Here is a 13,311-nt window from a genome sequence, read left to right as displayed (position 1 = left end):
GGATTATTTTTTCTTTATTAAAAAATATTTTTCTCAATTGCTAATTTTATTTACCATTGCTATACTCATAGTATATATATTAATTCATTCGTAAAATTTTTTTATCAATTTTAAAAAACATATTTTTAACAATATATCATAACACTTAATTTTATTTAGCTAATCTTAAATTTAACTTATCCGAATTTTTTAATCATAAATAATTTCTTTAGTTTATCCTTATTATTTTTAATAATTAATATATTGGGGGGAATCTTTTTATGGTATTAAGAAAAAAACTTGCTTTATTATTTGCTCTATCATCATCTGGTATATTGGCATTAACAGGTTGTTCTAACACTGGTTCATCAGGCGGTAACTCAGGCTCTTCAAAGTCTGCAGATCCATATGCAGTTTTAGCAAATGAAAATGCTAGAAAGGCAATAGTTATGTCTATTGATACACCTCAAATTTCCGATGTTATATTAAATAATGGTTCTAAATCAGTTTCATTTGTTACTCCTGAGTCATTAGCTTTTACAAAAGAAGGTAAAGATTATAGAGAAGTAGCTGGTGATATGGGTTATAAACCAAATGATGAAGAAGCTAAAAAAGCTTGGGAAAAAGCTAAAGAAGAATTAGGCTTTGACAATGTAACAATCGAACTTTTATCTTATGAGGGAGAAGCTGGAAGAAAAACAGCAGAATTTATACAGTCAGAGCTTAACTCTAATTTAGAAGGAATCAACGTTGAAATAAAACAACAACCTTTAAAACAAAAACTAGAGTTGGCAACTAAAGGAGATTATCATATAGACTTAAATGGTTGGTCTGCTGATTATCCTGATCCACTAACATTTTTAGACATATTCACATCTCAAGGAATGTATGCTCAAAGATTGTCTTATTCTAATACTGAATACGATAAGTTAATAGAAGAAGCTAAGAATGCTGAAACTCCAGAGGAAAGTTTTAAGAAGTATGGAGAAGCTGAAAAGTTATTCTTAGATGAAGCTTATGCAGCTCCACTTTATCAAACGGGTAGTTCGTTACTTCAAAAGGATTATGTTAAAGATATAGTTAGATACACTTACGGTTCTCCTGCCTCATATAAATGGGCTGATGTTGATAAAGCTAATAAGGAATTAAACTTAACTTTAGCTGGAGATATTCCTACATTAGATGTTAGTAAAGCATCTGATATGGATTCTTTTTATATGATAACAAATACTATGGAAGGTCTTACAAGAGTTGATGCTAAAGGTGTAGCTACTCCTGCTATGGCTGAAAGTTGGGAGCAATCAGAAGATGGTAAAACTTGGACTTTCAAAATAAGAAAAGATGCTAAATGGTCTAATGGTGATCCTGTTACTGCAAAAGACTTTGAGTATTCTTGGAAGAGAACTTTAAATCCTGAAACAGCTTCTCAATATGGATATGTTATGTATGATATAGAAGGTGCTAGTGATTATAATAATGGAAAAGTTGATAATGCAGATAATGTTGGGGTTAAAGCATTAGACGATAATACACTACAAGTTAAATTAAATAGACGTGTTAATTATTTTGACCAACTTATGTCTTTCTGTGTATTCTTCCCTCAAAATCAAAAATTTGTAGAAGCTCAACCTGATAAGATTGGGACTACTGCTGAAAATACAGTTTATAATGGACCATTTACAATGTCTACATGGAAAATGGATGACCTTTGTGTATTAAGTAAAAATGATAACTATTGGGATAAAGATACTGTTAAGTTAAATAAAGTTAATCTAAAAGTTGTTAAAGATCCAAATGCTGCAATAAACTTATATGAGACAGGCGGAATAGATGTTGTTGGATTAACATCTGAAAATGTTGATAAGTATAAAGATTCAAAAGAATTTATGACTACTAAAAAAGCTGAAACTTACTTCTTATTACTAAATAATAAAGGTAATAAGTAAGTTTTTATAATTTTTTTATAAAAAATTGTTTAGAATTCAAATTAAAGTGTATATATATAAAGATAGCTTATATAAATTAAGTTTTTATCTTGCCAATAAAAAAAGCTGACAATAAATTGTCGGCTTTTTTTGTTTTCTATATTCATTATTAATCTAAGTTTCTTAAATCGTCCATTAATTTTGTTTTGTCAGCAGTTTTTTCATCTTTCATTTTTATTACTTTTGCAGGAGAACCAGCAACAACTGCTCCAGCAGGAACATTTTCAGTAACTACAGAACCAGCAGCTACAACTGCACCTTCTCCGATTCTAACACCTTCAAGTATTACTGCATTAGCACCTATCATTGCATTGTCCTCTACTATAACTGGATCTGCTGAAGGTGGCTCTAATACACCTGCAACTACTGCTCCAGCTCCAAGGTGAACATTTTTACCAAGTGTTCCTCTAGCTCCTATTACAGCATTCATATCTACCATAGAACCTTCTCCAACTACTGCTCCTATGTTTATAACTGCTCCCATCATTACTACAGCATTTTTACCTATAGTAACCATATCTCTTATATAAGCACCTGGCTCTATTCTTGCATGTTCATGTAAGTAGTTATACATTGGTATTGCAGAGTTTCTTCTGTCATATTCCATGTGTATATCAACTAATTTATCCTTTTGAGCATCTAAAACTGGCTTTATTGCCTCATAGTCTCCTATTATAGTGAATGAACCGTTGTTTCCAAACACTTTGTAATCTTCAGTTGACTCAGCTTTTAAATCTCCGTTCACATAAACTTTTACAGGAGTTTTCTTCTCAACTGTCTTTATATATCTTGCTATTTCGTATGCGTCATTTAAATTTATCATTCGTTACCTCCTAATTAGCTTAGCATATCGTCCATATTGTAGTATCCAGCTTCTTTATTAACTAAATACTTAGCTGCTGTTATAGCTCCATTTGCAAATATATCTTTAGATTGAGCTCTATGACTTATCATAACTTCTTCATCTAATCCTGCAAATATAGCTTCGTGTTCTCCAACTATTGTTCCACCTCTTACAGCATGTATACCAACTTCATTTTCCATTCTCTTGGCATCTCTTCCGTGTCTTCCGTAGTTATAAGTAACTTCTGGTAAAACTTCTTTAACTGCATTGGCAACCATTATAGCTGTTCCACTTGGTGCATCAACTTTTTTATTATGATGTTTTTCTATTATTTCTATATCAAATCCCTTTAATGCCTTTGCTGCTTCTTTTACAAGTTTTAGCATTACATTAACTCCTAAAGACATATTAGAAGAATGGAATATTGGTATTATTTTTGAAGCTTCTTTTATAGTTTCTAATTGCTCTTTAGTAAATCCTGTTGTAGCTATTACTAAAGGTGTTTTTGTTTTAAGTGCATAGCTTAGCACATCATCAAGTGCAGAGAAATGTGAAAAGTCTATTATAACATCAGCTTCTTCTTTTATCTCACTCATTTTATTATATAATTTATAGTCAGTAGTTTCTCCTGTTGGCATTGAACACCCACAAACTAACTCTGTATCTTTATCTTCATTTACACATCTAGTAAGAACTTTTCCCATCTTACCAAGTGAACCATTTACTATAACCTTTATCATTTTAATCCTCCTAAAACTCAAAACCGTAGTTTACAAGTTCATCTCTTAAAGCTTTTAAATTATTTTCTTCCATAGGAGCAAGTGGCAATCTTAAATCTCCAACTTCAAATCCTAATATATTCATAGCAGTTTTTACTGGTATAGGATTAACTTCTATAAATAATTTATCTATTAATGCTTTCATACCCAATTGTAGCTCTCTTGAACCTTTAACATCACCATTTAAGAATTTTTCTACTAAATCATGAGTTTCTTTTGGGCAAATATTTGCAACTACAGATATAACTCCAACTCCACCAAGTGATAAAAGTGGTAATATAGAATCATCATTTCCTGAATAAATTGCAAAACCTTCTGGAACTAATCTAGCTATTTCTGCTACTTGTGCTATATCTCCACTAGCTTCTTTAACAGCTACTATATTTTCTATTTTTGCAAGTTCTGCTATTACGCTAGGCTTTATATTAACTCCTGTTCTTCCTGGAACATTGTATAATATAATTGGTAATTCTGTACTAGCTGCTATAGTCTCAAAGTGAAGTTTAAGACCTCTTTGATTTGTTTTATTGTAATAAGGAGTTATTACTAAAAGTCCATCTGCTCCTAATTTTTCAGCTTCTTGGCATAAGTAAACTGAATGCATAGTATCATTAGAACCTGTACCTGCTATAACTGGTATTCTTTTATTAACTTTTTTTACAGTAAAATCTATTACAGCAAACTGTTCTTCATCAGACATTGTTGTAGATTCTCCAGTAGTTCCACAAACTATTAATGCATCTGTGTTGTTTTCTATATGATACTCTATTAATTCTCCAAGTTTTTCAAAATCTACACCATCTTCGTTAAAAGGAGTAACTAAAGCAACTCCAGAACCCTTAAATAACATACTCAATACCTCCTAATTTTTATACTAAATCATATTTTAAAAGAAGTTCAGCAATTTGTACAGTATTTGTAGCAGCACCTTTTCTAATATTGTCAGCTACTACCCACATATTTATACCGTTATCTACGCTAAAGTCTCTTCTTACTCTACCTACAAATACTTCATCTCTTCCACTAAGTTCAAAAGCTGTAGGATATACATTATTTTCTATATCATCTACTAATTCTAACCCTTGTGAGTTTGCTAGTAAAGCCTTTAATTCTTCTATATCAAAATCTTTTTCAAACTCTACATTTATAGATTCACTATGTCCATTTACCACAGGTACTCTTACTGTAGTTGCTGTGATTTTTAAATCATAGTCATTTAAAATTTTCATAGTTTCATTTATCATTTTCATTTCTTCTTTTGTATATCCATTATCCATAAATACATCTATATGTGGTAAGCAGTTATATGCTATAGGGTGTGGATAGAATTTATTTTCTAATCCTTTTATTCCATCTTCTAAGTCTTTAGTTCCTTTTACCCCAGAACCTGATACTGCTTGATATGTTGAATATACTATTCTTTTTATATTGTACTTATCATTAAGAGGTTTTAATGGCACCATTGCTTGTATAGTAGAGCAATTTGGATTTGCTATTATACCTTTATGTTCTTTAACAGCTTCTGGGTTAACCTCAGGAACTACTAAAGGTACATTTTCATCCATTCTCCACGCACTTGAATTGTCTACAACAACTACACCTTTTGATGCTGCTATTGGTGCGTATTTTTCACTTATGCTTCCCCCTGCTGAGAAAAGTGCTATTTGTATATCTCTATCAAATGAATTTTCATTTAGTTCTTCTACTGTATATTCTTTTCCTTTAAATTCAACTTTAGATCCTGCTGATCTAGCTGAAGAAAATAAGTATAAATTATCTATTGGGAAATTTCTCTCTTCTAATACTTTTAAAAAAGTTCTTCCAACCATACCAGTGGCTCCAACTATCGCAACGTTTACTTTTTTCATTTCTATGCGCCTCTTTTCACTTAAAATTTCATTATCCAATAATATATACGTAATTTTATTATATATTATTTTAAATATCAATATCTAGTATATAAACATAGCATTAATAGCAATAATTTTTTTAATTTAAGCATTAATGTCCATGTTAGCATCCTCTATATGTTATATTATGACTTTGATGTATATTTAGTGATTTAAATAGATAACCTTATTATATTGCAAACACTTAATAAATATGGTATAATTCATGTAATTTGAATACATCACAAATAAAAGTAAAAGCCGATAGATATTTAATATCTATCGGCTTTTACTTTTATTTGTGATTTCCTCCGTTTAACATTAAAAAATATGTTATACAATCCATTTCTACTCCAAATTCACTACTGTCTTTGTATTTATCCACATTTTCAGATGTTAAAGTTACTCTATCAATATTTCCTGTTTCATATAAATTTAATAAACTATTATTATCTTTTATAATTTTTGTATGCACTTTATTTAACTTAACAGCATCTTTATCCCAATAATTTGAATTTTTTTCCATACTATACTGGTCTTCTAACTTCCATGAACTTAATATAAATGGACCATTAAATAAAGTATTTTCTATACTTGTTCCGAAAGTATCTCCTTTTTCTTCTACAAATTTTTGATTTTGTGGGGAGAATATTGGATGACACATTAATTTATCAAAGTAATTTACAGGTCTTACAAGTTTGATTTCAAGTGTATTATTATCTAGTGCCCTTACTCCTACACTATTTATATCCTTATTTTTCCCCATGTTATAATCCTCAGCTCCAACGATATCATAAAATACACTTGAATTTTCACAAGCTGTAGATGGCGTTAATGTTCTCTTAAATGAATATTCAAAGTCCTTTGCAGTAACAGGTTCTCCATTGTTCCAATAAGCATCTTCTCTCAATTCAAAAGTCCATGTTTTTTTATCCTCAGACATTTTCCATTCTTTAGCCACTCCAGGAACTACATTTAAATCTTTATCCATTCTAACTAAACCTTCCATAACATTTAGAGTTACTTCTCTTGATAGAGAATCTCTTATCTTAGCTGCATCTAAACTTGTTATATCTGCTGAGTTAGTTATGTTTAAAGTTTTATCTTTTTTATCTACATCTGCCCATTTATAAGAATATTTAGGTCCAAAAGTTGCAACGGCTATATCTTTTACATAATCCTTTTGAAGGTAAGACACTCCTCTTTGATACATTGGAGATATATAAGCATCATCTAACAAAACTTTTTCAGCTTTTGCAAATAACTCCCAAGCTTTTTTTATATCTGTTGAGTTTTTAGCCTTTGCCAAAAGGTCATTATATTCCTTATTTTCATAGCCAGTAGCAACTGAATAAATCTGACCTTTTGATAAAGTTCCTAAATACGTTAGTGGGTCTGGATAATCAGGTCCCCATCCATTAAAACTTATATCAAAATCTCCTTTTGAATGTGCTTGTGTAACTTGTTTATAAGGCATTTGTTTTATTTCTAAATTTAATCCTTCTAATATGGTTAACTCAGATTGCACATATTCTCCAAGCTTTCTATTCATTTCAGTATCTGATAAAACCATTTCTAAAGTAACTTTATCAAATCCTATTTCTTTTTTAGCTTTCTCCCACTCTTCTTTTGCTTTTTCATCATCATGAGTATACCCTACATCTTTGACTGTATCTCTAAAGTCCTTTTGATTTTCATCAAGCGCTAAATTTTTAGGTATAAAATAGTTAGCTGATATTGATCCGTTATTAAGTATTACATCTACAAAATTATCTTTGTCTACAGCCATAGCTATAGCTTTTCTTGCATTTAAATTCCCCATTACTTCATCTGAGCTTGCTTCTACATTTGAACCTGATTTTCCATTACTTGAACACCCTACATTAAAAGCTAAACCAACAATAAATATACTTGCTAAAGTCGATACTTTCTTTTTTAAGTGCATAGCATCCCCCCAATTTTTTTATTAACAAGGATATTCACTTAAAGTATATTTTATTCCTTATATTTTAATTGCAAGCATCTACGAAAGCTTTAAATAAATTAAGCATATATTCACAACTATCAACCATTAATTCTGGATGCCACTGAACTGCAACAACAAACTTTTTATCTTCTTTTTGAACAGCTTCTATAACTCCATCATTAGAATAAGCTATTACTCTTAGGTTATTCCCTAAAGTTTTTATACTTTGGTGGTGATAACTATTTACTAAAACTTTGCCCTTTATTATATCTTTTAATATTGAATTTTCTTTTATATCTATACTATGAGTTCCTAGATAAGTCTTAGTTTCTTGATTATGTTTTATGTGGCTTCCCTTTATATATTTTAAGTCTTGATATAAACTCCCCCCTAAAGCTACATTTAGCATTTGTAAACCTCTGCATATTCCAAAGATTGGTTTATCTAATTCTAAAGCTACATTTATAACTTCTATATCAAATTCATCTAATGTTGGATTTACATATCCAAGTTCTTTAAAAGGCTCTTCTTTATATATATTTGGATTTACATCATCCCCACCAGATATAATTATTCCATCCATAGCACTTACTTGTGCTTTTATATTTTCTTTATTTGTATTTGCCGGAATAACAATTGGTACCCCTCCAGCTTTCTCAATTGCATTTACATAAGCATTTGTAAGATTTACTCTTTCAAGACCATTAAATGCTCCTGAATCTATAGTGGCTAATCTTCCCAATACTCCTATTAAAGGCTTCATTTTTACCCCTCCGCATTAACTAAATTATTTAATTTAAAATTTGGTCTCATTTCTCCAATTATATCTTTTCGTGCGTTTAATAGTTTTGGGTTTGCAAACTTTTCTAGTTCTTTTAATTCTTTTTCATTTATTAATTTAAGTTGTCTTAAAACTTCCATAGTAGCACATGCAGTTGCTTGACCTGATCCATCATCAACTTTTATAGCTATTCCAAGTTTATTATTTTTATCTCCAACTAAATACACTCCCTGTGCTCCTGCTTTACCAAATATTCTATCTCCACAAACTCTCATAAGTGCAGTACAAAATCTATCTCTTCCTGCAACCATTTCAGGGTACTTCATCATAGACGATGTTATTTTATTTACATATTCTTCTTTTTGACCTAACTTTTTTGAATCTGCTAATCTTGAAAATCCATAAGCAAATTTCTCTAGAGGCATAGCATGAACTGGTGCTCCACATCCATCGATGCCAATTATTATATCTTCTTTATTGTAATCACAAACAAAAGATATGTTTTCTAAAATTCTTTGTTGAACTGGATGATTTATATCTAGATATGTATCTAAATCTTCATTTAAATTTTTAGCAGATATTAACATTCCACTATGCTTTCCAGAACAATTATTATGTTCTTGAGTTAAAGGTTCTTTACTTTCTATTAATTCTTTGTATATTTGACTATTGCCAGGGACATGTATACCACAGTTTAACTTATCTACGCTTATATTAGCTTTTTTTAATATTTCTCTGGTACACTCTACATGATATGGTTCTCCTGAATGAGATGAGCACATAAAAGATATTTCTCTATCACTTATATTAAATCTTTTATCTGCTTTAGTTTCTAAGACTTGTATAGCTTGTATTGGTTTTACTGATGATCTTGCATATATTACTTTTTTAGGATTTCCTAGAGAATATATAAGGTCCCCCTCTGAATTTACTACAGCTATATGTACACTATGAGTACATTCAATTAAACTGCCTCTAGTTACTTCTATTGCTTTGTTCAAGTTCAATCTCCCCCCTAAATCTATTCTTTTATATATATATTTATCTATAATTTAATTAGTCCTTTTATTTTTAAATTAATTTAGGGTTTACATCATTTTTTTCATCATCGTATCTATTTAAGTTTTTAAGAGCAGGACCTTCAATTACATTTCCCCTATAATCAAATCTAGATGCATGACATGGACAGTCCCATGTTTTTTCAGCAGAGTTAAAAGTTAATTCACAGCCTAAATGAGTGCATGTTATATCTACTATATATAACTTTCCATCACTATCTCTATAAGCTCCACACCTTTTACCATCTACATTAACTACTTTTCCTTCTCCTTTATCTACATTAAAATCTGTATCTCCAACTTTAAATTTTCCTTTTATATACTCTTTACCTACATTTAAATTTTCTGTTACAAACTGTGTAGTTAATAAGCTTCCTGCTCTAGTAGGTTTAAATATATTTTCATAGTCAGATTTCCTATAACACATTAAATCTTTTATTATAATAGAAGCTAATGTTCCATTGCTCATTCCCCACTTACAAAATCCTGTTGCTACATAAACATTATCTTCTCTTTTATTTACATAACCTATATATGGCATATTATCAAAGCTTATATAATCTTGAGCTGACCATTTGTATTTAAATTCACTTACCTTAAATTTTTCTCCTAGTTTAGTTTTTAACTTTTCGTAAATAGCTTCTTCATTGCTACATTGTCCAACTTTGTGGTCTCCTCCACCTGCTATAATTAATTTTTTACCTTCTCCTATATAAGTTTTAAATGTAATTCCATTTTCTTCTACATTTAAATACATACCTCTTGGTATCTTTTCTTTGTACTCTCCACCTAATAAATAAGATCTTTCACCTTTTTCTTTTGCAAAGTAAAAATTTAGCCCATCATACCATGGAAAATGTGAAGCCATAACAATATTTAATGCACTTATTATTTTATGATCCTTAGTTTTTACCTTGTAAATATTTTCTTTTTCATAATCTACAATAGGCGTATGTTCATAAATTTTCACTCCTAATTTTAAGCATACTTTAGTTAATCCATCTAAATATTTTTTTGGATTAAATTGAGCTTGATTAAAAAATTCTATAGCTCCTTTTACTTCAAAAGGAATATCTAATGTGTCGTGGTACTTACATTTTATACCTAGGTTATCACAAGTGCTAAATTCTTCTTTTAACTCTTCTATATAATTTTCATTATCTGCATATATATACGAAGACAACCTTTCAAAACTACATTCTATTTTATTGTCTTTTATTATTTCTTCTATTAAGTCTATAGCTTTTTCATTTCCTTCATAATATAATTTTGCACTATCTAATCCATACTTATCTCTTATCTTTGAATAAATTATTCCATGTTGTGAAGTAATCTTACCTGTATTTCTTCCAGAACTTCCACAACCTATTTTATTTGTTTCTACTATAGCTGTTTCAATTCCCTTTTTAGATAATAAATAAGCTGTAGTAAGTCCAACTATCCCTCCACCTATTATAAGTGTATCTACCTCTAAATCTTCTTTTAAACTTTCAAAATCTAAGCCTTTAGAACTTAACATCCAATATGATTCATTCATAAAATTTTCAACTAGATTATCTAGTTTCTCCTTCCTTATAAATTAATTTACCTTATATTTGTATAGTTCCCTTTTTTTTCTCAATTATAATAAACACTTAATATGACTTTAAATATTTAAGAATTATTTAAGGATTGATTAACAATTAGTTAAATTTGATGTGTTAATATTATTTTTTAAATAATATAAGAGGTGATAATAATGAGATTAAATAAAAGACTTTTTTTAATATTAAGTATATCTATAATTTCTATAAATATGGTTGGTTGTAGTCAAAAAAATTTTTACAATGGAAAAGTAAAAGAAACAATAAATACTATAGACAATACAAAAATTGGTAAGTCTATAAATAAATTTATGGATGTTGATATTAGTGATTCTGTAAATGAATTAATAGATACAAGCATTATAAAAAAGATTATAGATTCTATTAATGTATCTGAATTTAAAAATAACCTTAATAATTTCTTAGATAGTAAAGTATTTGAATAAACAAAAGAGGGTATCGTAAAATGCGATACCCTCTTTTATTTAGATTAGACGAGATGATTATATAACCTGACCAAACATTAAAGCCGATGTCTTGTGTAGGAAGGTTATGTACAATTTCAAGTCATCCTAAATTAATACTGATTTATAAAGAAGAATTCACCTGGTCCTATAGGAGCTCCTGCTAGTGCCCAGGCAACTGCAAACACAGTCCAAGCTATCAAGAATCCTATAGATATCGGTAACATCATTCCCATCAAGTTACCTATTCCAAAGTTTTTCTTATATTTTTGTCCAAAGATTACTATAACTCCCATGTAACTCATAAGTGGAGATATTATATTTGTAGATGAATCACCTATTCTATACATTAACTGTACTCCAGCAGGTGAGAATCCAGCACTCATAAGTATTGGTATAAATATTGGAGCAAGTAAACCATATTTAGATGTACCACCAGCTATAAATAAGTTAACTATTGCTGTAAACCATATAAATGCAATCATTAACATCATAGCCATGAAAGTATTATCTGTTGGTATCTTAGCTACTAAATCTGCTCCTAATGATGCAATCCATATACCTAAGTGTGAATCGTTAAAGAAGTTTAAGAACTGTGCAACAAAGAATAATATAACTATTATAGAAGCCATACTCTTCATAGATACGACCATTGCACCTATAACATCATCTTTAGTCTTAAATTTCCCTGATTTAAATCCATAAACCATACCTGGTACTAAGAATACGATAAACATTAACATCATTATCATATCACCACTAAAGAATATAGAATCTAAAAACTTACTAACTCCATCTACTGCCATAGTTCCTTCTGGAGTTATGCTAGTCATTGGAACTGTTTTAGATAAATCACCAACTATAGGTATTACATTATTTTTATCAAATGGTAAAACTGTTAAAGCTATAAATGCCACTACTCCTAGTAAACTCATATTAGCAGCTTTAAATGCTTTCTTTTCTTGTTGAGTTAACTCCCCAGTTTTTTCAACAACATCTGCTTCTTTCTTATCATATTTACCCATGCTTGGCTCAACAATTTTATCTATAATTAAAGTACCTACTAAAACTATAATAAATGTTGAAGCCATTAAGAAAAACATATTAGATGTAGATTTTAATAATGGCGCAAAACTTGTACCAACTAAAGCATCACCTGTTTCAGCAGCTGCTTGAGTAAATGGTATTAATAATGCATCAAATGAACCTATAAGTAAGTTTGCACTAAATCCTCCTGAAACCCCTGCAAATCCAGCAGCAAGACCGACCATAGGGTTTCTTCCTACTGTGTAGTAAACTAGTGCTGCAAGTGGTATTAAAACAACATAACCTGCATCAGATGCAACGTTTGACATAACCCCTAAAAATATTACAACTGGTGTTACAAGCTTAGCTGGTGTAGCTTTAACTATACTTTGTATACCTATTGATAAGTATCCACTTTGTTCCATTACGCCTATTGCTAACATTATAATAAGTATTGCTCCTAAAGCTGTCATCCCCATAAAGTTCTTTATAACAGAACCTATTATATAAGATAGTCCATTAGAATATGTTTCTGCAACAGCAGTCCCCCCTGCAGTTACCTTTAAAACTTCAATTGGCTTTTGACCTAATAAGTTATTTATTGGGAAAGTTCCAAGTTCTGTTTTAGCAACTACTCCAAACATTCCAAGTATTGCTGAAAGTATAAGTACTCCTATTGATATATAAACAAATAATAACGCTGGACTTGGTAGTTTATTCCCAACTTTTTCAATTACAGCCATGCACGATTGAAGTTTCGACTGTTTTTCACTTTTACTCGATACATTTAATTCCATAATAACAATTTCCCCCTAAAAAATTTTTAATACATATAATTCCCTTTTCTCAAGTTGATTATACAACACAATTTTAATTTTTTCTACAATTTTGAATATTTTAATTATTGAAACTTTTCCCTAAATTTCGAGTTTAACTGTCGATTATGAACTTTTTTAA

The 13,311-nt window shown here is 29.8% G+C and carries 11 protein-coding genes; 2 read left to right on the top strand and 9 right to left on the bottom strand.

Annotated elements, in window-relative coordinates; all coding sequences use genetic code 11:
- The first annotated feature begins 260 nt into the window (after positions 1-260).
- Entirely contained in the window at positions 261-1,925 is a 1,665-nt protein-coding gene (locus ATCC9714_RS04140; protein WP_057544514.1) for an ABC transporter substrate-binding protein, read from the top strand.
- A 148-nt stretch (positions 1,926-2,073) separates the two neighbouring features.
- Here the strand turns inward: ATCC9714_RS04140 and dapD are convergent, their stop codons facing one another.
- From dapD to ATCC9714_RS04100, 8 genes are all read right to left on the bottom strand, one after another.
- On the bottom strand, positions 2,074-2,787 hold the full coding sequence (gene dapD / locus ATCC9714_RS04135) for a 2,3,4,5-tetrahydropyridine-2,6-dicarboxylate N-acetyltransferase (protein ID WP_057544513.1): 714 nt from the start codon (positions 2,785-2,787) through the stop codon (positions 2,074-2,076).
- A 14-nt stretch (positions 2,788-2,801) separates the two neighbouring features.
- Positions 2,802-3,548, bottom strand: coding sequence for a 4-hydroxy-tetrahydrodipicolinate reductase (gene dapB, locus ATCC9714_RS04130; protein ID WP_021123274.1), 747 nt, complete (start codon positions 3,546-3,548; stop codon positions 2,802-2,804).
- Between the two features lie 10 nt (positions 3,549-3,558).
- Positions 3,559-4,437 (bottom strand): 4-hydroxy-tetrahydrodipicolinate synthase, encoded by an 879-nt coding sequence (gene dapA / locus ATCC9714_RS04125; protein WP_021128727.1) that lies wholly within the window; start codon positions 4,435-4,437, stop codon positions 3,559-3,561.
- A 19-nt stretch (positions 4,438-4,456) separates the two neighbouring features.
- Positions 4,457-5,455 (bottom strand): aspartate-semialdehyde dehydrogenase, encoded by a 999-nt coding sequence (locus ATCC9714_RS04120; protein WP_021128728.1) that lies wholly within the window; start codon positions 5,453-5,455, stop codon positions 4,457-4,459.
- A gap of 316 nt (positions 5,456-5,771) precedes the next feature.
- On the bottom strand, positions 5,772-7,421 hold the full coding sequence (locus ATCC9714_RS04115; RefSeq protein ID WP_057544512.1) for an ABC transporter substrate-binding protein: 1,650 nt from the start codon (positions 7,419-7,421) through the stop codon (positions 5,772-5,774).
- 64 nt (positions 7,422-7,485) lie between these two features.
- Positions 7,486-8,205 carry a gamma-glutamyl-gamma-aminobutyrate hydrolase family protein gene (locus tag ATCC9714_RS04110; protein ID WP_057535765.1) on the bottom strand — a complete coding sequence of 240 codons (720 nt, stop codon included), beginning with the start codon at positions 8,203-8,205 and terminating at the stop codon, positions 7,486-7,488.
- 2 nt (positions 8,206-8,207) lie between these two features.
- Complete coding sequence (locus ATCC9714_RS04105; RefSeq protein ID WP_077065657.1) at positions 8,208-9,224, bottom strand: asparaginase; 1,017 nt, start codon at positions 9,222-9,224, stop codon at positions 8,208-8,210.
- A gap of 70 nt (positions 9,225-9,294) precedes the next feature.
- Entirely contained in the window at positions 9,295-10,818 is a 1,524-nt protein-coding gene (locus ATCC9714_RS04100; protein ID WP_057538307.1) for an FAD-dependent oxidoreductase, read from the bottom strand.
- Positions 10,819-11,019: 201 nt separating this feature from the next.
- Here ATCC9714_RS04100 and ATCC9714_RS04095 point away from each other — a divergent pair, with 201 nt between their 5' ends.
- Positions 11,020-11,310, top strand: a complete 291-nt coding sequence (locus tag ATCC9714_RS04095; RefSeq protein WP_057544511.1) for a hypothetical protein — start codon at positions 11,020-11,022, stop codon at positions 11,308-11,310.
- A gap of 131 nt (positions 11,311-11,441) precedes the next feature.
- Here the strand turns inward: ATCC9714_RS04095 and ATCC9714_RS04090 are convergent, their stop codons facing one another.
- Positions 11,442-13,151 (bottom strand): AbgT family transporter, encoded by a 1,710-nt coding sequence (locus tag ATCC9714_RS04090; RefSeq protein ID WP_055329483.1) that lies wholly within the window; start codon positions 13,149-13,151, stop codon positions 11,442-11,444.
- Positions 13,152-13,311 lie beyond the last annotated feature (160 nt).

The sequence above is a fragment of the Paraclostridium sordellii genome (genome assembly GCF_000953675.1).
Classification (GTDB): Bacteria; Bacillota; Clostridia; order Peptostreptococcales; family Peptostreptococcaceae; genus Paraclostridium; species Paraclostridium sordellii.
Note: the sequence above shows the minus strand (reverse complement) of the source record. Positions and strands in the feature narration are given on the sequence as shown.